The 24,899-nt window shown below is 59.8% G+C and carries 14 protein-coding genes; 12 read left to right on the forward strand and 2 right to left on the reverse strand.

The features are described from left to right. The first annotated feature begins 26 nt into the window (after nucleotides 1-26). The 8 genes from JIN81_RS06035 to JIN81_RS06070 all read left to right on the forward strand — a co-directional run bounded on the left by JIN81_RS06035 (nucleotide 27) and on the right by JIN81_RS06070 (nucleotide 14,258). Nucleotides 27-488, forward strand: a complete 462-nt coding sequence (locus tag JIN81_RS06035; RefSeq protein WP_200277658.1) for an ion channel — start codon at nucleotides 27-29, stop codon at nucleotides 486-488. Further along, nucleotides 485-955: a nucleoside deaminase gene (locus tag JIN81_RS06040; protein ID WP_200277660.1), complete on the forward strand. Its 471-nt coding sequence runs from the start codon at nucleotides 485-487 to the stop codon at nucleotides 953-955. Before JIN81_RS06035 ends, JIN81_RS06040 begins: the two co-directional genes overlap by 4 nt. 297 nt (nucleotides 956-1,252) lie before the next feature. Continuing rightward, the gene (locus tag JIN81_RS06045) at nucleotides 1,253-3,493 is read left to right on the forward strand and encodes a beta strand repeat-containing protein (protein WP_234044515.1); all 2,241 of its coding nucleotides are present in this window, start codon (nucleotides 1,253-1,255) and stop codon (nucleotides 3,491-3,493) included. 97 nt (nucleotides 3,494-3,590) lie between these two features. Then, the gene (locus JIN81_RS06050) at nucleotides 3,591-6,860 is read left to right on the forward strand and encodes a BNR repeat-containing protein (protein ID WP_200277664.1); all 3,270 of its coding nucleotides are present in this window, start codon (nucleotides 3,591-3,593) and stop codon (nucleotides 6,858-6,860) included. 60 nt (nucleotides 6,861-6,920) lie between these two features. Next, on the forward strand, nucleotides 6,921-8,414 hold the full coding sequence (locus tag JIN81_RS06055; RefSeq protein WP_200277666.1) for a BNR repeat-containing protein: 1,494 nt from the start codon (nucleotides 6,921-6,923) through the stop codon (nucleotides 8,412-8,414). 272 nt (nucleotides 8,415-8,686) lie between these two features. Further along, nucleotides 8,687-9,433, forward strand: a complete 747-nt coding sequence (locus JIN81_RS06060; RefSeq protein ID WP_325100854.1) for a PEP-CTERM sorting domain-containing protein — start codon at nucleotides 8,687-8,689, stop codon at nucleotides 9,431-9,433. A 197-nt stretch (nucleotides 9,434-9,630) separates the two neighbouring features. Beyond that, the gene (locus JIN81_RS06065; RefSeq protein WP_200277668.1) at nucleotides 9,631-10,821 is read left to right on the forward strand and encodes an alginate lyase family protein; all 1,191 of its coding nucleotides are present in this window, start codon (nucleotides 9,631-9,633) and stop codon (nucleotides 10,819-10,821) included. Further along, the gene (locus tag JIN81_RS06070) at nucleotides 10,818-14,258 is read left to right on the forward strand and encodes a glycosyl hydrolase (RefSeq protein WP_200277669.1); all 3,441 of its coding nucleotides are present in this window, start codon (nucleotides 10,818-10,820) and stop codon (nucleotides 14,256-14,258) included. The genes JIN81_RS06065 and JIN81_RS06070 overlap by 4 nt, the downstream gene beginning before the upstream one ends. Nucleotides 14,259-14,502: 244 nt before the next feature. On the opposite strand, the gene JIN81_RS06075 is transcribed toward JIN81_RS06070, so the two are convergent. Both JIN81_RS06075 and JIN81_RS06080 read right to left on the reverse strand, forming a co-directional pair. Beyond that, on the reverse strand, nucleotides 14,503-16,713 hold the full coding sequence (locus tag JIN81_RS06075) for a LamG-like jellyroll fold domain-containing protein (protein ID WP_200277670.1): 2,211 nt from the start codon (nucleotides 16,711-16,713) through the stop codon (nucleotides 14,503-14,505). Then, nucleotides 16,710-17,492, reverse strand: coding sequence for a sigma-70 family RNA polymerase sigma factor (locus JIN81_RS06080; RefSeq protein WP_200277671.1), 783 nt, complete (start codon nucleotides 17,490-17,492; stop codon nucleotides 16,710-16,712). The genes JIN81_RS06075 and JIN81_RS06080 overlap by 4 nt, the downstream gene beginning before the upstream one ends. Nucleotides 17,493-17,673: 181 nt before the next feature. Between JIN81_RS06080 and JIN81_RS06085 the strand changes: the two genes are divergently transcribed. From JIN81_RS06085 to JIN81_RS06100, 4 genes are all read left to right on the forward strand, one after another. Further along, complete coding sequence (locus tag JIN81_RS06085; RefSeq protein ID WP_200277672.1) at nucleotides 17,674-20,397, forward strand: LamG-like jellyroll fold domain-containing protein; 2,724 nt, start codon at nucleotides 17,674-17,676, stop codon at nucleotides 20,395-20,397. Between the two features lie 232 nt (nucleotides 20,398-20,629). Next, nucleotides 20,630-23,392: a sulfatase family protein gene (locus JIN81_RS06090; protein ID WP_200277674.1), complete on the forward strand. Its 2,763-nt coding sequence runs from the start codon at nucleotides 20,630-20,632 to the stop codon at nucleotides 23,390-23,392. Between the two features lie 224 nt (nucleotides 23,393-23,616). Then, nucleotides 23,617-24,387: a PEP-CTERM sorting domain-containing protein gene (locus tag JIN81_RS06095; protein WP_200277677.1), complete on the forward strand. Its 771-nt coding sequence runs from the start codon at nucleotides 23,617-23,619 to the stop codon at nucleotides 24,385-24,387. A 107-nt stretch (nucleotides 24,388-24,494) separates the two neighbouring features. Beyond that, a complete protein-coding gene (locus tag JIN81_RS06100; RefSeq protein ID WP_200277678.1) occupies nucleotides 24,495-24,845 on the forward strand; it encodes a hypothetical protein in 351 nt (116 codons plus the stop codon). The last annotated feature ends 54 nt before the right edge of the window (nucleotides 24,846-24,899 follow it).

A 24,899-nucleotide genomic window follows, 5' to 3' on the forward strand; every position in this document is an offset into this window, starting at 1 on the left:
CCGCCGATTGTCTGCATCATTTCCCCATGCTCGTCCTTGTCACCATCGCGGCAGCCCTCTTGATCCTCAACTTCATCATTCAGTTGGGACTGGTGAGCACGTGCATCCACTACCTGATCTTCGCGGCGAAGAAGCGCCCACTGGGGGCCAGCCAATGGGGGGACAACACGACTCTGGCCGTGATCCTCCTCATGGTCCTCGCCGCCCACTTGCTGCAGATCGCCCTCTGGGCCGTTTCCTTCATGTGGATCGGAGAATTCGAACTCTTCCGCGACGCCTTCTATCACTCGGCGGTCAACTTTGCCTCCCTCGGCTACGGAGACGTCGTGATGAGCGAGGAATGGCGCTTGCTTGGAGCCCTCGAAGCCGCTGCCGGTGTCATGATGTTCGGTGTCTCGGCCGCCCTGCTTTTTGCCATCCTGAGTAAATTGATCCGTGTTCAACTCGAAAAGCACGGTCTGAACCTGAAAGCCGGATCGAGCGAATGAACCCCGAGCCCTTCATGAGGCGGGCCATCGAACTCGCCCGCAATGGCATGCAACGCGGCGATGGTGGCCCCTTCGGCGCGGTGGTCGTGCGCGACGGCACCATCATCGGCGAAGGGTGGAATCGCGTGGTCGCCGACAATGATCCAACCGCTCATGGCGAAGTGACCGCCATCCGCGATGCCTGCACGAAACTGGGGAATTTCGACCTGACCGGATGCGAGATTCACACCACCGGCGAACCCTGCCCGATGTGCCTGGGCGCCATCCACTGGGCACGAATCGGACGCATCTACTACGGTTTTCGCATCGAGGATGCCGCTCGCGGCGGCTTCGACGATCTGAAATTCTACGACACCTTCGCTCGGCCGGCCGGGGATTCTCCGATTCCCGCCTCCGAACTGCTGGCACAGGAAGCCAACCTGCTGATTGACGAATTCCTGAAGTCCGAGAACCGGAAGAATTACTGAGCCCCGAACGATGACTGAATTGTCCGGCCACCCTCATGTTCTGGGCCCTCAAAGACCAACTTGGGACACTTGTCCCTGAAACGAGGGACAAGACAGGAATCGGTTCCCTTGTATACACCTACCCTATCGCTTTGGCCCATCGAAGCACCACGAAACGTATCCTAAACCATGAAAACCCACGAACCGACTCCTCGGTGGACGTCCGGCCTACGGCCCCGTCGCACTCCGTCCCACCATTCTCGAATTTCACCCACCGTGGGCGCTGCGGCGCTCGCCTTGGGCATCATCTCAGCCCCCATGGCATCGGCGGAAGTCGTCGCCGGATGGGACACTTGGGACAGCGTTACGGCTCCCACCGTTTCCGTGGCCGCCACGGGCGTGACCGCCAGCGCAACCGCTTCTGCAGTTGGAGGAACACAAAACTGGTCCCTAGAAGGTGGCTCAAACGCAGGCCGCGGCTCCAGCGGTGACGGCACTTGGGGATCCTTTGCAGCGGGCGTTGCTGCAAGCTCGGAGACCGAGCTTTTCTCTTCGAACATCACCCTCACCAACGGCAAAACGGACGGAGAAATCACCTTCACCATCATCAACAATGGCGCGACCGACCTTGACCTGAACGAGTTCAACTTCGACGCCTATGCTTTTCGTCCCAATGCCGCCCGCACTTACGCCCTGAACGTTCTGGCCGGTAGCGACATCACCGTCGGCAATGTTTTCACTTCTACTGAAGACGAGATCACCAGCGTTGGCAGCGCCGGTGATCACACCGTCCACGATGAGATCGACATCGATCTCACCGGGCTACTAGATTCGACTCTTGAGGTCGGAGGAACCGCCATCATTCAGTTGGCCTTCTCAGACGGAACTGGCTCCGGCGGTGGCCACCACCTGTTCCTGGACAACGTCGCGCTGACCACCGCGTCCTCGCTGACCGACAAATTGGTGATTACCTCGGCACCCGCCAGCGCCGATGCCGGGGCCGACTTCTCGGTCACTGTCGAAGCACAGAATGCGGGTGGAAGCCCCATCGCCGTGACTCAGGATACCACCGTCAGCCTGTCCTCTTCAGGCGAAGGGATCCTCGCTGGAGCCACCGGGACCATCCTCACGGGCACCAGCTCGGTGGTCCTTGGCACCGTCTCTAGCGATGTGGCGGAAACCATCACGCTCACCGCAACCAGTACTGCAGGAGATCCATTCATCCCCAGTGTCCCAAGCGCACCGATCGATATCCTTGCAGGTCCAGCCACGGACCTCTTCGTCGAAACTGCCGCCGATGGTAGCGGAGAAGCGGTAGGCCCGGTTTCCCTGCTTTTGGGAGCGACCATCGACGTCTTCGCGATCACTCGTGATGCCCTTGGAAACTTCGTCGCCAATGACCCTGCGGCCACCTTCACCCTCACCAACATCACGGGAGCAATTCTTCCAGAGGACTTGGTGGATAACCTGGATGGCAGCGCCAACTTCGAAGCCTTCGATGTCGGCACCTGCAACATTTCCGCGAGCTTGAGCGGCTTCACTGATGCGGAAAGCGGCCTGATCACCACCGAGGAATTGACCGCCAAGTGGGATCGCACCGGAGGAAATTCATCCTGGGATCTCGCAGCCAACTGGGTGGGTGATGTGTTGCCGGCATTCGACAACCAGACCGACCTCTTCCTCTACGACCCCATCGCCGACGATGAGGGCAAGGTGAACACCTACATGGCCGCATCACGGACGATTCGTTCCTTGAACTACACGGCAGACGCCGACGCCAACTTCAACTTCCGCACCACCGTGAGTGGCACCACCGGCGCCGCCGATCTGATCTTCGATACGGATTCCCTCGTGGACCCCGCCGAACTCAATGTCGATGCTGATGCCACCGGCACCTTCAAGATCGGAAACGTCGCCAACGATCCGGAGAGGGTTCACGGCGACGTGGTCCTTGAAGACGAACTCAAGGTCGTCCACCTCGGAAGCGGCACCGTCATCATCGATGCCAACATCCGTGACGGCGCAGCTTCTCATGGTATCACGCTCGATAGCACCAGCACCGGCACCGTGGATTTCCGCGGCACCAACAGCTTCACCGGAGCCACCAACGTCAACGGTGGTGTGCTGATCGTAAACGGCGGGTCCATCGACGACACTGCGTCGCTCTCCATCGATGGCGGCGTTGTCGACGTCGCTGCCGATGAGACCGTGGGTCAACTGAGCCTCGGAGGCGTGGTTCAACCCGATGGCATCTACGGAAGTTCCGCTTCCGCCGCCCCGGTCCCTGACGACGTGAACTTCTCCGGCACCGGAACCATCACCGTGGGCACACCTCCAGTGGCCGAGACCATCGTCATCGACTCGATCACCAAGACGGGAACCAACGCGACCATCACCTTCACATCCTCCTCCAACGTGGATGTGTATCGGTCCACCGACCTGATCAACTGGGGAACCGCGTATGCCACGAACCAACCTTCGGGTAGCTACACGGACACCTCCGCCAACGGCACCAAGCACTTCTATGTACTGGTTCCTACAGGGGACCCTGGCCCATGAATAAAACCAACTGAGGCTCCGTAGCTGATCTACGGCCCTTCCTTTCCGGCCCGGCGATTTTTCGTCCGGGCCGGAATTGCGTTCCACCCCCAGAACCATGCACACCGGCACCACCCAATCACCCGCTCTTTCCCATGGATCGAGACCTGCCGGGCGCCATCCCCTCCACCCCGAAGCCACTCGACTCAGCGGAAATCCACAGATCGAGAAGGAATTGACCGACAAGCTCCACGCCATGTCCAGCCCGACCATGAAGCCCGCGAGAGTCTCAGCATGGCTTGCCATCTGCTGGATCTCCTCCCTGTGGATCATCCCCCTCGATGCAGAGGTATCCATCAGCAGGATCGGACAATCCCTCGTGCACGACCGGGCACAGCCGCAGAACGTCTCGAAGCCACTCAATCTGCGCTCCCACCAGGACGACGCCATCACCAGCTTCAACGGCCACCAGTACTGCGTCTTCTATTCCTACGCCAATGCCAACACCGCCCAGCGGTTTGTCACCCTCGGGCGCCGGGCCCTTCCATCCGGCAGCTGGGAAACCATCGTATTCACCGACTACACCCAGACACGGAACGACCCCCACAATGTCATCGCCATTGGCATCTGCCCCGGAGATGGAACCATCCACCTCGCCTTTGACCATCACAACGAAGACCTGAACTACCGGGTCTCGGTGCAGGGCCTCGCCACCAATCCGGGTTCTCACGCATGGGTCGCGAGCAAGTTCAATGCGGTTCGCGACAGCCTGCCCGGGCTGAGCTCCTCCGTCACCACCGGTTTCACCTACGCACGCTTCGCACCGAAACCCGATGGTGACCTCCTCCTCATCCGTCGGAAAGGCTCGGCCATCGCCGGGAAAAGCATGATCTACACCTACGATCAGAACGATCACGACTGGAGCAGCCACGGCGTCTACATCGACGGAACCCAGGTCCTCTACACCAACGACGCGGGCAACGACACCAAGCTCAATGGCTACCTGAACGGCATCACCTACGGTGGCAACCGCCTCCATGCGAGTTGGGTGTGGCGGACGGAGGGACAGACTTCGAATCAGAACTTTGATTTCATGTACGCCTACAGCGACGACCATGGAATCACGTGGCGGAACAACGCCGGCCAGATCGCCGGCACGACCAACAGCGACGCCATCACCTATGACAATGATCCGCCGGTCAAAGTCCTCGACTACCCGGAAGGGACCGGCCTCGTGAACCAGGCGGGACAAGCGGTCGATGCCGCCGGCCGCGTCCATGTCGTCCAAAGGAAGAACGGAAAATTTCTCCACATCCATCGCGACACCAGCGGCACCTGGAACCAGAATCTCACCACCATCGACGGAGGGCGCCATAAGATCACCACCGACCCATCCGGCAATGCCTACCTGATCACTTCGAGTGCGCGAATCTATGCCGCCACTCCAGAGAATGATTTCGATGACTGGAGCCTCGTCTACAGCGCCGACTCGGGGAACTTCGCCGGTGAACCGCTGTTCGACGAAGAGCGGATGAGGAACGAGGGCGTCCTGACCCTGCTGGTTGCCGAACCCGGTTCATCCCAGAACCTTCACACCCTCGATCTGCAGATCTCCCCCGTCAGCACCGGACCCATCCCCCAGGACGTTGACCTTCAGTCGTGGGAAGACCCGACCACATGGGATCCGGACGGCACTCCCCATTTCAGCCGGCACTACACCACCACGATGCGCCTTCGCACACCCGGCACCACGGCCACCTTCCCCGGAGCCTCCCTCACCCTCTTCGACGGCGGCCAACTACAACTCCGCAACACCGGCACGGACGTCACCACGGTGGACACCCTCATCCTCGATGGTGGGAACATCTACGCCGGAACCGGGAGCAACGTCACCAGCATCCTCGACGGCGGCATCGACGTCGCTTCCGACTCCGAACTTCGCGGATACTGGAGCGGCACCAGCGGACGCAGCCTTCGCATCGATTCTCAGATCGAAGGCAACGCCACCCTCACCAGCACTGCCTCGGATCCTGACTCATCGCACCAGCTCCTCATCACCCATCCTGCCAACACCTTCGCCGGCACCTGGATCAGCGAAGCCGGCATTCTGGAATTCCAATCACCCGAGTCCATCGGCAGCGGCAGCATCGAAGTGAAGGAACATGGCTCACTGATCATCCATGGGGAGTGGGATGGAACCGCAACCGGGTCGACCCTGACCGTCGCCGACAGCCCGGAGGCACAGGTCCAACTCGGAGCAAACCACTGGGCCGTCACCGCACTGAACCTCGGCGACATCGCCATGCCCCACGGACACTACACCGCATCGGGCCTCAACTTGATCGCTTCCCATCCCGTATTTTCAGGATCCGGCTCCATCCGCGTCGGACCACCTCTCGCCGCCCTTCTGATCAGTCAACCCGAGGACGCCAGCGTCCGGGAGAACCCTGACGTCGTCGACCAATCCTCCACCACCACCCTGCTCGGCACCGGCGGATCCTCCCCTTGGGTCGATCGATGCACCGTATTCGTTTTCCGGCTACCGGACCTCGGAGACTCGGCCGACCCCTTCTTGACCAGTGCATTGACCTTCAACTACCAGAGCAAGCAGGGTGACCTCTACAACAACGACCTCTACGCCGTCAGGGTCTCCACATCACCCGAGGTCCTTGCCTCCGACTACTATGGTCAAACGAGCATCCTCGACCCCGGCGACGCGATCCGCCTTCAAAGCAACATTCTGACGAACAGCACACCCTTCGGCTTGGTGGAAACCTCAGCGACGGGTAACGAAGCCCTCCGCGCTTTCCTGAACGATGCCTACGACGGGGGATCAGGTAGCGGGAAATATGTGCTTCTGAGGCTCAACAGCGCCGACCCCAAGGACGGCATCGACCGAGCAACCCTGACCATGTCGGAAGGAGGACAGCAGAGTCCCGTCGACACCCGCCCGCGCATTTCATTCACCGCCGAAGCAGACGCCTCCCCGCTCGAACTCTGGCGTTTCGAGCACTTCGGCACCACCGCCGGCCTCGGCCCGGCAGACGACGAGGCCGATGCCAATGGCGACGGAGAAAGCAATCTGTTGGAATTCGGCACGGGTCAGGACCCCCACGCATCGACCTTGGCCACAACCCCTCTCACAGACGCAGGAACGTCCCTCACCTTCTCCTTTGATCGCAGCCTCGATGCCATGGCCGAGGGGCTCACATTCACCGTCGTCTGGAGCGATACCCTGCTCGACGGCTCTTGGAGCGACGAAGGCGTGAGCCACACGGTCGCCGCAGAGAGCGAGGGAATGCAGCATATCGAAGCAAGCGTCCCGCCAAGCCCGCTCGGCCGCCGATTCGTCCGCCTTCAGGTTTCCTCGCCCCAACCCTCGAATTAGATGTGCCCTTCTCCCTCGGTTCGTTCGTCCTCCAAATCCATCGGCACATCTTCCGAGAACATGACCAACACCCCGCAGAAGCAGATTCTTACTGCTGGCAGGACCACCCGGCCCCGCAGCCCGCGCCTGACTCTCCCCATCCTTTTGGGAGCTCTGGTGCTTTCGTGCTTCACCCCCCTCAAGGCGGGTGAGCTTGAACTCATTCATACCAGCATCGTCGATGCCAAGGCACTGAGCTTCGCATCAGGCCCGGCCACCCGCTTCGGCAATGTCGTGAATGGCCGGACTCATCAACAATCGCCACTGGTCACGTCCCGCGGTTATCAGTACGCGACCTGGTTCGATGCCGTGCGACGCCTCTGCATCGCTCGTCGGAAGCTGCCCACCGGGAAATGGGAGACGATTCGCTTCAACGACCATCACTTCAAATCAAACGACTCCCACAACACCGCGGTGCTCGGCATCTGTGAGATCGACGGCACGATCCACATGGCGTTCGATCACCATTCCTCGCGCCTGAATTACCGGATCTCAAAACCCGGGGTCGCTCATCACCCCGAGTCCGTGCGTTGGGATGCCTCTGCCTTCAGCGGAGTCCTCCACACCCTCGGGTCGGTCACCCCCGACAAGAAGTGTACCTACCCCCGCTTCTTCAACGCTCCGAACGGTAACCTGATGCTCTACTACCGGGCGGTGACCTCGGGCAATGGCCACGGAATGATCGAGGAATACAATGGCGACCGGCAGGATTGGACGCCGGGATTGGGTCAGTTCATCGCCAGGGACCTGGGCACCTTCTCCGCAGCAGGTGAATCCAGCAAATACCGCTGCCCCTACATGAACACCCTTTCATACGCCGGCGACCGACTGCATGCCACTTGGATCTGGAGAGACCGCTTCGACAGAACCCACCCGAAGAACCAGCACGACCTCTGCTACGCCTACAGCGATGACCATGGTCGCACATGGCATAACTCGGACGGGAAAGTCATCGGCAGGACCGGGAAATCATCCATCCATCTGAACTCGCCCGGTCTCGTCGTCTCCCCGATTCCAACCCAGATGGATCTTTCAAACCAGAACGCCCAGTATGCCTATCCGGACGGCAGCGTGCATGTCGTGCATCTCCAGCGTAACGACAGCACCCGGAAAAGGTCCTATCACCATCATTGGCGCACCAAGGACGGCGTTTGGAGATCCCAGGCACTTCCCTTCTCCGGAGGACGACCGAAACTCGTCGGCACCCGGGACCAAACGCTGCTTCTCATCTACTCGGGTCAGGGAGACCGGGTCGCGATGGCCCAAGGCCGGGCGAATTCCGACCGCACTGCATGGACATGGTCGAACATCCGCATGCCGAGCAATGCCTCCTGCGCCGGAGACCCTCTCCCCGACCTGACGAGGTGGGAGGCGGAGGAAGTGCTGTCCATCTACTCTCAGGAGAAACCGCAAAAGCTGATCCGAACCCAGAAATCCGAACCGGTCGATGGCATGCCCTCTGCCCTCAAGGTGCTCGATTACCGACTGAAGGCCCCTTCACAGTTGGCCAGATAGCGCGCACGGTGAGGCCAGCGGACTTGCCCCCAACCGTCCTTCGCGGAACCGAAAGGCGCTTCTGCTACCCACTCCGCGGAAATCGGGCCCCATGGGCGGCTCCGGCGGGCCATCAAGCCCCCCCTACACCAGGTGTCACGTCTTTCCGCGACATGACAAGCTCGAGGGGACTGCTAATCTCGGAATGTCTGGCCATGGATCGGGCTGATTTCTGGCCTCGACCACCCCCTTAAGAAAAAACTGAGCCAACCATGAAAACCCCAAGTTCAATCGTGGCAAGCATCGCTTGCTTCAGTCTGCTCGGCGCCGCCACCTCATCTGCAGCTGTTGTGATCGCAGGCATCGACGTCTGGGATAGCGCCACCGCTCCGACCGTCGGAGTGAAAGCCGGTGTCACCGCAACTGCTACGGCGTCTGCGACTGGTGGCAACTGGGCCCCGGGTGAGGGTGGCAGCCGTGGATCGAGCAAGGACACAACTTGGGGAACATTCGTCGGCCCTGCTGCCGCGAGCGCGGTGACCACAGGGAGTGACGAAAGTTTCACTCTGACCAATGGCAAGACTGATGGTGAAATCACCATCACGATCATCAACGGCGGCACGGGCATCGTCACCTTGGAGAATTTTCACTTTGACGCCGTTGCCTTCCGTCCAAATGCCGCAAGGACCTACGCTGTCAACGTACTAGCTGGCAGCGACATCACCATTGGCAACGTGATCACTTCGGCTGATGATGCCATTACGAGCCTGGGGGGAGCCCTCCTCACCGACGATCTCGACCCCAACACTCACAACCAGCATGACGACATCGACATCAGCCTGACCGGCCTCGCCGATAACACGCTTGCCCCAGGCGAAACTGCAATCATTCAGCTTGCCTTCTCAAGCGGAACCGGAGCCGGTGGAGGTCACCACCTGTTCGTCGACAACGTTGGCATTAGCGGCACAATTCCCGAACCGGGCTCCGCACTCCTCGGACTCCTCGGCGCGGGAATCTTCTTCCTACGTCGCCGTCGCTGATTCGCTCTGATCCACACCTTCCAAGCAACGGCCCATTCGTGGGTCGTTGCTTTTTCATGTAGGCGTGGAGAACACCACCCGCAAACCCATCCAACCGCACAAGCTCGTCCCTTGATCAACAGCCACCACCCTTTCGTGGTAGAACAAGACAAGAAATGGACTCTGCTCCAGCGGCCCCCTACTCTCCGACGAAAAGCATGAACCGATTCGCTTACCTCGTCCTCGCCTGGGTCCCCCTCGCTCCATGCTCCTTGGCCGCCTCACTCCCGTCAGAAGTCCACGACACCACCGCGCTCGTCGCCGAAGTCGATCGCAACCGGATCCTGCAAGCCGCCACCGTCGCCATGGAAGCGGAACCGCTCACCATCACCACCTTCCGCTCCGAAGTCAGTGAGGGTGGTCCCAATGACTACTACTCCAACGGTGACTACTGGTGGCCCGACCCCACAAAGGAGGACGGACTACCCTACATCCGCCGGGACGGTGAAACCAACCCACAGAACTTCGACAGCCACCGCCGCGTCCTGCGGGAGATGCGCGACCGCGTCGCTGCCCTCGCCGCCGCCTACCTCATCACCGGCGACGAGACCTACGTCACCCAATCCCTCGACTTCCTCGACAGCTTCTTTCTCGATCCCGAAAGCCGGATGAATCCTCATCTCAAGTATGCTCAGGCAATCCCCGGCAAAACCCCGGGGAGGGGAATCGGCATCATCGACACGCTCCACCTGATCGAGGTCCCGAAGGCCATCGAGGTTCTGGCAGGCTCCAACCGTTTCCCGCCGAAGAAACTGCAGCAGCTCAAGCAGTGGTTCGCGGACTACACCGACTGGATGCTCACCAGCAGAAACGGAAAAGAGGAAGCGGAGACCAAGAACAACCATGCCGTCTGCTACTGGCTCCAAGTCGCCGTCTTCGCCAAGTTCACAGGCAACGAAAAGCACCTCACCGAATGCCGACGACGTTTCAGGGAGGACTTCATCGCTGAGCAGATGGCCCCGGACGGCAGCTTCCCCCGCGAACTCGCCCGCACCAAACCCTACGGCTACTCCCTCTTCCAACTCGACAACATGGCCACCCTCTGCCTAGTGCTTTCCGATGAGGAACACAAGCTCTGGACCTATCAAGACTCCGAGGGACGAAGCATGCGCCGCGCCGTCGACTTCCTCGCCCCCTACATCGCCGACAAGTCAACCTGGCCACACAAGCCCGACGTCCAATCCTGGGAAGGCTGGCCAACCCGGCAGTCCGCCCTGCTCTTCGCTTCCATCGCCTTCGATGAAGCACGCTTCCTGGAGCTATGGAAGCAACTGAAACCCGACCCCGAAATCGAGGAGATCCAACGCAACGTGGCCATCACCCAACCCATCCTCTGGCTTTCGAAATGAGTCCCATCACCCGCCCCTTCCTCGTCGCACTTGTCGCCGCTTTCATCCTCCCTTCCTCCGCCAACTCTCTGGAGGAAGACTTTATCACACCCCCACACGAAAGCCGCCCGGAGACCTGGTTCCACCTCATCGGAGGCAATGTCGACCGGGACTTCCTCACCACCGACCTCGAAGCCGTTTCCCAGGCTGGCATCCAAGGCATCCAACTCTTCCACGGCCGCGGTCGGGCATGGCCCGGCGTCCAGCCACAGATCCAGACGCTCAGCCCGACCTGGGATGGCATGATTTCCCATGTCGCCGACGAGACCCAGCGACTCGGACTGAAGTTCACCATGCAGAATTGCCCCGGCTGGGCGATGTCCGGTGGCCCGTGGATCACGCCGGACAAGGCGATGCGCCATATCATCTGGAGCCGCACTCAAGTGACCGGCGGCAAGGCTCTGACCCTCAACCTTCCCCAGCCTCAGCCCAGCGCAGAAGAATGGCGCGACTATCGCGACATCACCGTCCTCGCCTTTCCCACTCCGGAAGGTGACACCGGAGAGTTCCTGCATCCCACCAGGATCAGGAGCAACCGGAACCAGCTCGCGTGGAACGACCTGCTGGCCGGAAAGAAAGAGGTCTCGCTCAAGATCCCGGTTCAACCAGAACCCATCTGGGTCGAGTTCGAGTTCGCCGAGCCCACGACGATTCGTTCGATCGAGCTACCTCCCATCGAAAACCTCATGGCTCGGCGCTGTTTCATCCCCGAATCACGCATCCGTGTGCAAGCGATGGCTGACAGCGGATGGCAGGATCTCGTGACCCACCAGGTCCCCTACGCCAACTGGCAGGACCGCCAACCCGAACATCCCTTCGGCCTCGCCATTCCCGACGCCGAATCAAGACGCTACCGACTCGTCTTCGAGAACCGACACTCGATGGCACTCGATTTCCTCCGCTTGTCATCGACCGCCCGAGTTCACGACTGGCGCGCGCAGGCAGGCTTTGCACTGCGGAAAATCCACCGCAGCAACCCTCTCACTCAGGACCCGGCCAGTGCCGTGTCACGCAAGTCAGTGCTCGACATCAGCAAGCACCTCGACCCGAAAGGCCGGCTCACCTGGCAGCCACCGACCGGCCCGTGGACCATCCTCCGCTTCGGCCATGTCAATACCGGCACCAAGAACAAACCCGCCCCTCCGGAAGCCACCGGATTCGAATGTGACAAGCTTTCCGCCGCGGGTGCCGAACAACACTTCGCCGGCTACATCGGCCGTATCAGTGCCGAAGGCGGACCCGCCGACAAGGGCCGCCTCCAGGGCATGCTCATCGATAGCTGGGAATGCTACACCCAGACCTGGACCCCCGAGATGGAGACGGAATTCGTCGAGCGCCGGGACTACCCGCTCCGCAGCTGGCTCCCGGCCCTCGCCGGCTATGTGGTCGATGACCACCCGACCACCGAGCGGTTCCTGCGCGACTGGCGCCAAACGATCAGCGACCTGCTCGTCGAAAACTACTTCGGCCGCCTCGCCGAACTCGCCCGCCAACGCGGCATGCAGCTCTCCTTCGAAACCGCCATCGGTGACGTCTCGCCCGGCGACATTCTCCGCTACCAGAGCAAGGCCGACATTCCGATGTGCGAAATCTGGCAACCCAACGATCCCCACTGGGGCGGCTACGAGACCAAGCCCATCCACCCGACGGTCTCCGCCGCACACATCTACGGCAAACCTCGTATCGCCGCCGAAGCATTCACCGACATCGTCCACGACTGGAGTGACCACCTGTTCAGCTTCAAACACGTGGCCGACCGGAACTTCGCCCTCGGGATCAACCACCTCGTCTTCCACACCTACACCCACAACCCGCTCGACAAGTTGCCCGGCACCTCCTTCGGCGGCCGCATCGGTTCACCCTTCATCCGCGGTCAGACCTGGTGGAAACACATGCCGCTCTTCACCGACTACCTATCCCGTTGCCAGCACCTCCTGCAGCAGGGCCAACCCGTCGCCGACGTCCTCTGGTATCTCGGCGACGACCTCGACCACCGACCCCGTCAGGACGCCCCCTTCCCGGATGGCTACGATTTCGACTACCTCAATCAGGACGTGCTTCTCAACCGGCTATCCGTCGTCGACGGCAAACTCCAGACTCCCGAGGGCACCCGCTGGGAAGTCATCTGGCTCCCCGAGGCCCAATGCCGCCACCTCACGCCGACAACCCTCAAACGCCTCAAGCAACTCATCGAAGAGGGCACCACCGTCATCGGTAATGCTCCCCTCGCGAACCCGAGCCTCGTCGGCGGCAAACAGGCCGACACCGAATTCACCCGACTCATCTCAGCCATGTGGAATGGCAACCCAACTGGCAACCGTCCCCTTGGCAAGGGTCGACTCATCTGGGGGGAGGATCTGGAAAACAGCCTCACCAAACTCGGCATCGAACCGGATCTCAAGGGCATGCGCCCCCTCGCCTGGAACCATCGACGCGCGGAGGGAACCGACATCTATTTCATCACCGCGGACCGCGTCACCCCGCTCGATGCCACCCTCGATTTCCGCGCCAGCGGCATTCCGGAGTTCTGGGACCCCCTGACGCATACCACGACTCCCGTCACGGTGTTCGAGCGCCAGAACGGCAGAACCCGCATCCCTGTTCGACTACCCGCCGCAGGCTCCACGTTCGTGATCTTCCGCCCCGGCGAGAGCAGACCAGCGTTCACCCGCATCACCCGAGACAACAAGACTCTGGCAGACGCCACCGACACTTCCCGCACCGATGTCGCGGAGCCCTATCCCCACTTCGGCTTGCCAAGGTCCACCCCGACGCAACCGTGGGTCGCCCCCGCGGATCCCGAGTTCGAGATCATCGATGGAGGCACCGGCCTCCTCGCCTATCAGAACGGCGACTACCAACTCACCAAACCCGACGGATCGGCGCGGGAGATCATCATCGAAGAAGCACGCGTCCAACCCATCAACTCACCATGGACCCTCGGCTTCCCCAGGGATTGGGTGAACATCCCGGACCGGACACTCGACAAGCTGACACCCTGGTCATCCCTGAAGGATCCCTCAGCCAGAGCCTTCTCCGGCACCGCCACGTACCGCACCAAGTTGGAGAAGCTTGCTCTATCAGCCACTCAGCGGGCCATCCTTGATCTTGGCCGGGTGGCAGACATTGCCGAAATCATCATCAACGGAAAACATGCCGACACCCTCTGGGCGCCTCCCTTCCGCACGGATATCACCCACCTTCTCAAAGCCGGAGAGAACCATATCGAGATCAAGGTCACCAATACCTGGCACAATCGTCTGAGCTATGATGAAGCCCTTCCAAGGAAAGAAAGGAAGAGCTGGACCCTGAGCGGTCCCAAGAAAGACAGCCCGCTCAAACCCGCCGGTCTCATCGGCCCGGCCGTGATCCGAATCGCCGTAACCTCACCACTCTAACCTTTGTCGGCTACAAGCTCCTTACGGCACGGATTGATCCGCATTGCTACTCTTGGAACCAGGTAGTCCAACGTCAAGCACCCCACGAGAACCAGCTCCAACCCTCAGACACCATCGACCCAGCCGCAATTCCTTGAGGAGGTTTTCGAAGTTCGATCACTCATGCGCTTCGGGCCACAGCCTCAATGCTCAGCAGAGCATCGAACCCTCCGAATTGCTACAGATGAAGATCGGACTCACCCGATCATTCTCCCCTTGCCGAGCGAAACTGATGCACCACTTCGGCAAAAGTCAAAGACCTGTCCCAGATCGCGACTTCGTCAAAAGCGCCCGAGAATGATTCGAATTTCGAGATTGCATCGGTAACTCCAAATTCAAGCTCAGGAAGCAACCCCCTTTGCTCCCCTCGAAACTCTGTATCCTGTGCCACCCGCCTTCCATCGATATATAGATTCACGGAGTCGGAATCCCAGGTGGCTACGAAATGGTGCCACTCGCCATCGTCGACCGGGAACTCCGAGGCAATAAGCACATCGTAGCGACCGTTTTCCATGAAGAACCCGGCGCGACCATCGACAGTAAGATGGGCATGAACAGCACCATCCAACCGCCGTTCACCAGCAGCCCAAAGCATCTCGGGCCTCCCGGTTCCCGGCTCGCGGCGCACCCAGCACGAAACCGACCCTTCCTTCCGCGATAACCGCGCCGGACCATCCGCAAGATACCCTTCCGGCCGGCGGTCCGGCTGCCTGTCGGCACGCAATGAGACGCTCTCCACCTCTGCGGAGAGCCCTGGGCCGAGAACAGACAATACCACGCAAGAGACCGATTCATTGATCAAGCCTTCGGTATCCCGCACCTTGCGGTAATCATTCTCATCCGGTCGCTTCGCGAACCAAGTCGCCGTCCAGCAGCCCGGACCAGCGGTCGTATCGAGAATGATCCGCATGTCCATGGTTCCACCGAGAGGCGATCCAGATGGCCAGGACCAGTCCTGCACCGTGGGACCGAGCCACGCCCGGTTCACGGGTTTGGTGGTATCCGCTGCGCGATGCAGGATCCACGCACATCCCGACATCCCACCCGACCCGATTCGGAACAGCGTCGCGCTCCGGCTCCTACCAAAGCCCATGCCGATCCAGCTCTCATTCGGACCTGAGCTTGCCGTAACCCTCGCATCCAGAGTGTAGATCACGCCATCAATCGGAACCAACGGCAGAATCGCACTACCCTTCCCGGAATTGATCGAACCATCCCCATTAAATGCTGAAGAAGCAGCCCACTTCACCGATCCCATCGTAACATCGGGCAACATGCCATCAAGGGCACCACCACCTCTGGTGAAATTATCTTGGAACAGGACTCCATCGTGAACTGGTGCCGTTCCGAGCGAGAGCCCCGCCAACGCGGATCGATTCTCGTCCTCAAACCCATGGAAGCCGTCCTGCGGGGTAGGACCAAGTTCATCGATCAACTCTCTCGGCTGACCGCGACCCACCACTCCTTCCGGCACTCGATTGACGAAGTATCCAGTTTTAGACTCATCCAGCCGCCAGTATCCCGCTGGCTTCTGGCTCCGCACGGTGGTGGCAAAGTTTACCGGACCTTCTGACAGGACGGAAAACTCCGAAAAAGGATCGCGTTCCAAACTCAGGACTTTCAGTTCGCCGGTCGGAGCAATCGTAAAAGCTCGGTTCTCAGGTTCCAACGAAGCAAGCAATTCCCCCGTCGACCTCGCAAGAACTTCTACCTTCCCCTCGATCAGATGCACTTCGGCGGGGCCCTCGCTCCTCACCCTCACCCCGAAACGAGTTCCGATGTCGCGGACGAGCAGTTCAGGGGTCTCCACCTCGAGCGACTCATCCGAGGACGCCGAATCCACCCATAGCCAGCCATCGTGAAGCACCGCCCGCTCAGGTTCCGAAAATGACACATGAGCAGGGCCTTGGACTACATACGTGACACCCGTTGCAAGTTTCAGCTCCACCATACCCGATCGCACCATGATCGATGAGCCCTTGGCCACCAACGATTCGCCATCGGAAGGGTCTCGCAACACACCATCAACCAGCCATTGAGCACCAGCGGTCGCAGATACGGACAGATCCCCGGCTTCGGACCGATCCACGACAAAGAGGGTCGCCGCGATCGCTGAGAGCATGATGATGGCTGCCGCAGCCAACACCGAGCGCCGGAAGATCCGCTTCGCCATCCCCCCCTGACCTGTCACCACGGGCATCTTTCCCTGTTCGGCATGGATACGCGCCTCGACTTCCAGCATCGCAGTCATCTCGAAATACTCGAGGTAGATCCGCTGGGCCGCTGGTGATCGATCGATCAGCGCCATCAGGTCGGCTCGGTCTTGCCGCCCGAGTTCGTCCGCTTCCAGTTCTGCCAGCACCCGGCACAACTCGCTGGGATCGATCCTCCCATCTCCTGACTCAATCCCCTTCATGATGTCGCCTCCTCCGCCTTGACCCTCCGTCCGACACAAGTTCTCAGCAACGTTCGAATCCGATGCAGCGAGACCTTCAGACTCTCCGCGCTACGGCCCACTTCCCCAGCCAGCTTTGCAAGGCCATATTCCTCGACGTAGCGACGAAGAATCAAGCCCCGATCCACGGGACGCAATTGCTCAAGACAAATTCTCAAAGCCACTTGCCTCGTCTCGAGCGCCATCCCCTCATGATCCTCGATTCGCTCGACAAGTTTCACCAGCGTCTCCTCCGGGACCGCCCACTCCTTGCGGCGCTGTCGGTCCCGCCAGGTAGCCATCACCTTGAACTTCGCTACCGAGAACATCCATGATTTGAAATTCGTGCCGATCCTGAAATCACCCCGCTTCTTCCAAATCTCGGCATTCGTTTCCTGAATCACGTCATCCACCTCAGGGCTTCCAGGCAAGAGCGACAGTACGAACGCACGCAACGCCGCCTGGTGGGAGACCACCAGCTGCACAAAAGTCTCCTCAGGGTCGGGGCGCGCTACCATGTCAAAGCTCACCAACCTATTCCAACTCCACCCGAATGGTAATCCGATATTTTCCGGAGTTTCTCCGCCCGGCATTGCCCGTCCCAGCTCTCTCCACCTCCGGTCGAGTTCAAACCTGTTGAACTCGCTCCGTCCGTCCAACCAAAGCGCTCTCCCTCCATTGGAGTTCAGCGCTCGAGAAGAGTTTCTGCAAGGGAACAGAAATCCATTAACCAAGAAGCATCCACCGGAATAGGGAACCATGCGCGTCAGCTAGGATCACCCGCCGACAACGCAGAAATCCCCATCATCCCGGAAACCACAACCCACGCAAAAGAAAACTCAGAACTCAATAGCCTTCTGAAGCTCAAACATCTGCGCAGCCACCGTCGCAAATACGCCGCAGAGCACGAATTCAGCCATCAGATCAGCAAACCTTGATCCCATGAATAGAACCCGAAAAACCCCAACAATCCCCTTGTGTCTGCCCGGCATCATAGCAGGGCTCGCCATCCTCGTCCCTGCGAGTGTCTCCGCCCAAACCGAACACACCGCCACCGTCACCAACTCCGAGGCCGCAAGCTTCAGTGTTTCAGCCGCCGACCTGCTTCAAACCGCATTTGATTCATACAACGGCTCCGATTTGAGCGACGCACCCGGTGGAGGTGACACCGCTTTTCTCGGCGGACTATCACCAAACGGCGAAGCGTCCCTTCGCGACGGCGTATGGCAGAATGAGGGAGCCCAGGGCCGTGGTGCAGCCATGGTCCAGAATGATGAATTTGCGGAGTTCTCTCTCGATCTCACCGCCAGCCCGAGCGGCTACACGATCACCGGCGTCGACCTCTACACCAACTGGGGAACCGGAGGTGGCCGCGATAGAATCCAAGTCAACGTCAGCTTCTCGTTGGTCGGAGACCCCACGAATTTCGATCAGATCCTTGTCCAGGCGCCCGCCGATCCTCTTTTCCAATACAACCCGCCCAGCCTGACTCAGGGCAAGACAGCACTCTCTGGATTCAGCATTCCCGGCGTTGCCGCCATTCGGTTCGATTGGCCCGCCTCTCAGGAGAATGGAGGTGTCGCATACTCGGAACTCGACGTCTTCGGCACCTCCACCGCTGGGGATATCGATCCACCCACTCTCTCCAGCAGTGATCCTGCCAATGGCGCCGTCAACGTGCCAACGAACACAGAAATCCTGTTGACCTTCAATGAGAACATCCAGGCCGGAGCCGGCATCATCGATCTCCGCACGGTGAGCCCGGACGCTTCGGTGGAAACCTTCGATGTCACCTCATCCGGACAACTCGTTTTTGATGGTCAGAGTCTCACCATCACTCCCACCTCCCCCCTCACCACTGGAGTGGAATACTATCTGGACGTTCCCATCGGTGCGATTGACGACGCTTCGGGAAATGACTTCGCCGGCTTCCCCGCTCCACCAGATGCCAGCGCTTTCACCTTCACGACCGACGACACTCCACCAGCCCACACCGGCAAGGAACTCCTCCTCAATCTTCTACCGACAGCCGATCTTGAGATTGAGCTCAATGAACCGGCAGCTCTCGGCACAGGCACGGTGACGATCCACCTCGCCAGTGACGACAGCATCCTGCAAACCTTCAATCTCCCGGCCGATGCCTCAGTCGAGGGTGACTCCGTGGTGATCGATATCGCCGACCTCTCCTTCGACACGGCCTACTATGTGAACGTGACGGCCGGGGCCATCACCGATGTCTCGGGCAACGCGCTCCCTGAGGTGAACGACACCACCAGCCTTGCGGTATCCACCGTCTCGGACATGCCATCCCTTCTGATTCACTGCTGGTCATTCGATGGCGATGCAAGCGACTCGATCGGCACCCACGACGGCACCTTGGTTGGTGGTACTGGGTTCACCGCAGAGGGCCTTTTTGGAGGTGCTCTGGACAACGGAACCGGTTCAGCCAATATGGGGACATCCTCGATTCCGGCCAGCGATTTTACTGCAGCATGCTGGATCAACCCCACCAATCTGACGGGTAGCAAACACGTCTTTGGAACCCGGGTTGCCGGTTCTGCAGGGGCCGTCCTGAGGCTCGTAGGCGGAGGCACTCCAACGGTCAGCCTCCAGTCGGAGAGCCCGGTCGTTCTGGGAGCCCCCAATCCCGTCAATACCGATGAGTGGACTCACCTCGCTTACACCGTGGATTCGGTCAATGGTCTTACTCTCTTTGTCAACGGCACCGAGGTCGCCAATGACCCGCTCGGCACCGGACATACAGTGACCGACAACTTTACGGTTGGCAGACGAAACGACGTTCTCCTTGAGAACTTCGTCGGCCTGATCGACGAAGTTCGTATCTACGCCGAAGTGCTTTCAGCTTCCGAAATCGCCGCTTTAGCCACCCTTCCCAGCGAAACAATCACCCTGGAGATCAGTCAAACCGGAAGCACCTTGGCCTTCTCATGGAACAGCAAGGCCGGCAAGCAGTATGACCTTGTCAGTTCCACCGACCTGAGCACGCCGGTCGCGAGTTGGGCCGTCTACGATGACCTCGTCAACCCACCCTACGAAGACATTCCCTCAACAGGTGCCCTTACCACCTTGAGCGGTGTCGAGAAGGTGGGCACGACCCGTTTCTTTGCCATCGTCGAGGAAGATGTCCCGGTCCCGCTCTCCGAAGACTTCGAGGGAGGGACCAGCATCCCCGCAGGTTGGGTTGCTGCCGACAACGGAAACGGAACCGCTTGGGAAGCTGGCCCACCCACCAATGGTTTCCCTGCAGCGGCAGCCAACGGCTCCAACTGCGCCGGCACCAATCTCGCCGGCGACTATACCGCCGACGCGGATGCGACCCTCACATCGCCTGCTTTCGCCGCTCCCGCAGGCGGAGCAACTTTGAGCTTCCAACGCTACGTCGATACAGAAGGGGACGTTGGCGAGGGTGGCCCTGACTTCGGCTCCGTCCGAATTCTAGATGCCGATAACGCCGATGCCGAGATTGTAGACGGCGATTTCCCCATCACCCAGATCGAGGGTTTCGAGCTGGGCTGGAATCAACTTTCGTTCCCTCTCCCTGCCGCCGCCCTCGGAAAGAACATCAAAATTCAGTTCCAATTCGTCAGCAATGGCAGCAGCCAATTTGCTGGATTCTACATCGATGATGTGACGGTGACGCCCTGACGTCGCCGATCCACTTCGAGGCATCCATCCGATGTTATATCGCGCATCGGATGGTCAACGATTCAAGAGTTTGCCCGTGGAGGGGCTGGAATGCGGCTACCGCGCCCCAGCCCCTTCAGTGGCCCCCCTGGCAAACCCGCCACGCCATGGATGGATCATTTCCGTCTGTCTTCTCGATCTCATTTCAATGAAACAAAGCTCACTTCTCCACCTTCCAAGCTGCATCGCCACCATGATGTGCCTTCTTCCCCTCTCCAGCGCTGACGCTGCGGATAGGCCAAATATCATCTTCATCATCAGCGACGACCAGGCATGGTGGGACTACAGCTTCATGTACCGGAACGATGTCGAAGGTCCGGCTCTCGATGCTTCAGTTCCCAAGGATTTTGTGATCCAGCAGGTGGCCGAAACTCCGGAGATTGATGCCCTCGCCGATGAAGGCCTGCTTTTCACCCACGGCTACACCGTGCCACTCTGCCGGCCCTCGCTCCATTCAATGATTACCGGCACCTTTCCCCACCAGAATCTGGTCAGCGGAAATGATCTGATCGGAAAGGGCGATGACGAAGCCGTTGACCAACGGATTCAATTCAATCAGTCGATCGCCCGCACCTTGGTCGAACGCCTCGGCTATCGTGCCTATCAAACCGGCAAATGGTGGGGCGGACACTACTCGCTTGGTGGGTTCACCGAAGGCGACACTCAGGACAGTTTTTCCACCAGCGTCAGACCACCCCAATACACCGGAAGCAGACCTGGATATGTGGGTGGCGCCAATGGCGGCGGGCGACACGGTGACTGGGGACTGATGATCGGCCGGGTCGACTACGTCAACGACATCCCGAATCCTCCGGCGGCCGGTGAAACAGAAATCAATTACGCCAACACCGTCGTCCCACTGACCGACTTCATCGACGATTGCGTCGCCGAGGACGACCCCTTCTTCATCTGGTATGCGCCCTTCCTTCCACATAACCCCTTCGATCCGCCGGAGTATCTGAGGGCCAAATATGACGCCCTGGTCGATGATAGCCCGCATGAGGATCTCGACTGGACTGCCAAGTACTACGCCTGCGTCGAACGCTTCGATGGCGGAGTGGGTGCCATCCTCGACCACCTGGACTCCGCCGGCATCGCCGACAACACCATGATCATCTTCATCTGCGACAATGGCTGGATCACCAGAAAAGACACCGGAGGACGAACCGGGCAGGCAAAAAGAAACCCCGCCGACGCCGGATCGCGGACACCAATCATCGTCCGCTGGCCCGACAAGATCAAACCAGGCGGCCCCATCGAACCGCAGCTCATCACCCAACCAGTCAGCGTGATCGACATGGTCACCACCGCCTTGGCAGCCGTCGATCTGCCACCCTCCCCCGAACAACGGGGCATCAATCTCATGGACCTCGACGCCGTCAACGCCCGCGATGCGGTCTATTGCGACGTCTACGCACACGACATGGCCCACGATGAGGGAACGCCCGTGAATCCCGAGGGCACGATCGTCGCCCGCTTCGTCGTCAAGGACGGCTGGAAACTCCTGTCGTATCCCGACGGCTCGGAGGAACTCTACCAGCTCTACAACACCGCCACCGGCGACCCGGTGGACCCGTTTGAAACCAACGACCTCTCAGGGTCCAACCCCGCCAAGGCCAGCGAGCTTCTGAACTTGATCGAAGCTTGGTATGACGAACCCAAGGACATGGCCTGGACCACCAGTCTTTCCCAACCCCATGCCACGGACACGATGGCAACCCCTGACAGCCTCGGACAATCCTTCACGGTGAACGGTGACGGCATGCTGAGGGGCATCAGCTTGCCCTTCGAACATACCGATCCTTCAGAAGACATGACCCTCGAGCTGCGTCAGCTGGACGGCAGCGGTGCTCCGCTCGGCACCTTGTTGGCTGAGACGAGCCTCAGCCCCGACCCCATCTACCAGGCGGGCCTGCGCTGGGGCCTCTTCCCATTCGCCAACCCGGTCACAGTCACGGATGGCCAGCAGCTTGGCTTCCTCGTGAAGAGCGCAAGCCAGCCGAACATCGGTTTCAACATCGCTTACGATAATTCCGGCATATATTCCGGAGGAAAGATGTACTACTCCGGCCAGATCGACGGCCTCGCCTGGGATGCAGCCAACCTCGACCTGCCCTTCCAGGTCTTCACCGGAATCTACCGCAACGAATCCAACTTCCGCATCATCCTCGACGGCGATGAAATCACGGTTTCCGCGGATCTCGGCGTCAAGGGTCAACCCGTCGTGATTCAATCTTCGACGGATCTGAGTGACGGCAGTTGGGTCGAGATCGGAAGTGACGACAATCCCGACGGTCTCGTTGCCTTCTCGGATTCCAGTCTGCCCGAGCGGAAGTTCTACCGCTTCGGACTCTCCACGATCGGCGACCCTTTCACCGTCACTCCCGGCGGTGAGGAACTGACCGTCACCAATTCGGAGGCCACTAGCTTCACCGTCTCGGACACCGACCTCCTCCAGACCGCGTTCGGTTCCTACAGTGGCTCGGCCCTCAACGATGCGCCCGGGGCGACCGACACCACTTTCCTCGGGGGACTCTCGCCAAACGGCGAAGCCTCCCTCCATGACGGCGTGTGGCAGAATGAAGGAGCTCAGGGTCGGGGCGCTGCCATGGCCCAGAACGGCGAAGTCGCAGAGTATCTCCTCGATCTCACCGCCAGCCCAGCGGGCTACGATATCGACCAAATCGACCTCTACTCCAACTGGGGCACCGGTCAGGGCCGCGACGAGATCAAGGTCACCATCTCCATGTCCCTCGTCGGCACCCCTACCGTCTTCGATCAAATTGTCGTCTCCAACGAGATCTACGACCCACCCAACGAAACCCAAGGCAAGATGAGCATCTCTAACATCGGCGCATCCGGCATCGCCGCCATTCGCTTTGACTGGCCCACCGGCCAAGAGAACGGCGGCGTTGGCTATTCCGAGATCGACGTCTTTGGCAGCACCGCCCCGTAGCAACACTCCCTACCCGCCGCGAAGAGCGTCAAGAACCCCTTCAGGCACCAACGCAGGAAAAGCCGATCCAGCAACAGTCTCACAACAGGTTGTTCAACTAGGTAAAAATGACATTAACCGATCCACTCCTCATGGAATAGGAAGAAGTCGAGGGCGACTCTCACTCGACTGCGTCAGATCCATCTTCCGCCTCCCAGACCAAACCCTCGGCTACTCGATCACTCATGAAAAAGAAAACTAGAACCCTCACGGCGAGCACGCTGCTTGGCCTCTTGGCGACCTCCGCTCAGGCCGTGGTGGTCAACACCTCAAACCTGACAAGCTACACCGTTTCAAACACCGATCTGCTTCAGACCTCGCTGGCTTCTTACACCGGCGACGACTTTCTCCAATCGGGGGGCCAGACAACCTTCCTGAACGCCTTGGCGAGTGAGGGAATCACGGTCGGTAGTGCCTCCTTGAGTGATGGCGTTTGGTACGATCACGACCCTTCCGTCTATGCTGCAGGAGGAGGCAACTTCAACGACACTCTGGATAACGCCAACACCGAGAGCCGCGGCTCGGCTGTGACTACCCCCGACACATTTGGGCAATGGAATCTTGATCTCGCTGCCAGTCCGCTTGGCTACGACATCACCCAGATCGACCTCTACAGTAACTGGGGAGACGGATCGGGCCGCGACGATATTCGGGTCACCATCTCCATGTCATTGGTTGGCACTCCCACTGTCTTCGACCAAGTCGTCGTCACGAATCAATTCATTGAATTTGAGACTGCCAATACCCAAGGCGCTATGAACATCACTGGTGATGGCGGCGGCCTCATCGGCACCGGAATCGCAGCGATCCGCTTCGATTTTCCTGCTATACAGGAAGCCAACGGTGTCGGTTATTCCGAGCTGGATGTCATCGGCACTGCCACTATTCCCGAACCATCAACCGCCCTCCTTGGCGGACTGGGTGGCTTTCTTCTGCTTCGCCGCCGCAGAGCCTGAAGCGATTCCAAGCACCGCGATCCATTCGGATCCCAGGAGCTTTTTGCGCCCCGTCTCCGTCATGGAGGGACGGGGCGCCCCTTTTTCAAAACCCAGATCACCTCATCATGAAGCCCATCTCTGCCAGCGCATCCGTGGTCCTGCTGGTCACCGTCTCCATCTCCGTAGCCGACACCGCCCCCCCGAACGTCCTCTTCATCCTCAGCGAGGACCAAAATTCGTATGACTACAGCTTCGTTTATCCACCCGGGGTGGGAAAGGCCGCTATCGATGCTAACAGTTCGATCCATCAAGTGGCAATAAACCCGTCGGTGGTCCGTCTCGTTGATGAGGGTCTGGCCTACGCCAACAACTACGCCAACCCCTCTGGCATCCCCCCGCTACAGAAGGCACCGGCACCTCAAGGGTCGGTGGAAAGATCATCGGGGACGACTCTGGAACGGAGACGTTTGGCCTAAAAAGAGGAAGAAGCAGTTCAAATACACAATTGGAATTCAACGATGAAGACAACG

It is taken from the genome of Haloferula rosea, from assembly GCF_016595525.1.
Classification (GTDB): Bacteria; Verrucomicrobiota; Verrucomicrobiia; order Verrucomicrobiales; family Akkermansiaceae; genus Haloferula; species Haloferula rosea.

What these genes read in the sequence shown, in the direction of transcription:
- JIN81_RS06035 (WP_200277658.1), top strand. Translation starts at nt 27, where the DNA reads ATGCTCGTCCTTGTCACCATCGCGGCAGCCCTCTTGATCCTCAACTTC.
- JIN81_RS06040 (WP_200277660.1), top strand. Translation starts at nt 485, where the DNA reads ATGAACCCCGAGCCCTTCATGAGGCGGGCCATCGAACTCGCCCGCAAT.
- JIN81_RS06045 (WP_234044515.1), top strand. Translation starts at nt 1,253, where the DNA reads ATGGCATCGGCGGAAGTCGTCGCCGGATGGGACACTTGGGACAGCGTT.
- JIN81_RS06050 (WP_200277664.1), top strand. Translation starts at nt 3,591, where the DNA reads ATGCACACCGGCACCACCCAATCACCCGCTCTTTCCCATGGATCGAGA.
- JIN81_RS06055 (WP_200277666.1), top strand. Translation starts at nt 6,921, where the DNA reads ATGACCAACACCCCGCAGAAGCAGATTCTTACTGCTGGCAGGACCACC.
- JIN81_RS06065 (WP_200277668.1), top strand. Translation starts at nt 9,631, where the DNA reads ATGAACCGATTCGCTTACCTCGTCCTCGCCTGGGTCCCCCTCGCTCCA.
- JIN81_RS06070 (WP_200277669.1), top strand. Translation starts at nt 10,818, where the DNA reads ATGAGTCCCATCACCCGCCCCTTCCTCGTCGCACTTGTCGCCGCTTTC.
- JIN81_RS06075 (WP_200277670.1), bottom strand. Translation starts at nt 16,713, where the DNA reads ATGAAGGGGATTGAGTCAGGAGATGGGAGGATCGATCCCAGCGAGTTG.
- JIN81_RS06080 (WP_200277671.1), bottom strand. Translation starts at nt 17,492, where the DNA reads ATGGTTCCCTATTCCGGTGGATGCTTCTTGGTTAATGGATTTCTGTTC.
- JIN81_RS06085 (WP_200277672.1), top strand. Translation starts at nt 17,674, where the DNA reads ATGAATAGAACCCGAAAAACCCCAACAATCCCCTTGTGTCTGCCCGGC.
- JIN81_RS06090 (WP_200277674.1), top strand. Translation starts at nt 20,630, where the DNA reads ATGATGTGCCTTCTTCCCCTCTCCAGCGCTGACGCTGCGGATAGGCCA.
- JIN81_RS06095 (WP_200277677.1), top strand. Translation starts at nt 23,617, where the DNA reads ATGAAAAAGAAAACTAGAACCCTCACGGCGAGCACGCTGCTTGGCCTC.
- JIN81_RS06100 (WP_200277678.1), top strand. Translation starts at nt 24,495, where the DNA reads ATGAAGCCCATCTCTGCCAGCGCATCCGTGGTCCTGCTGGTCACCGTC.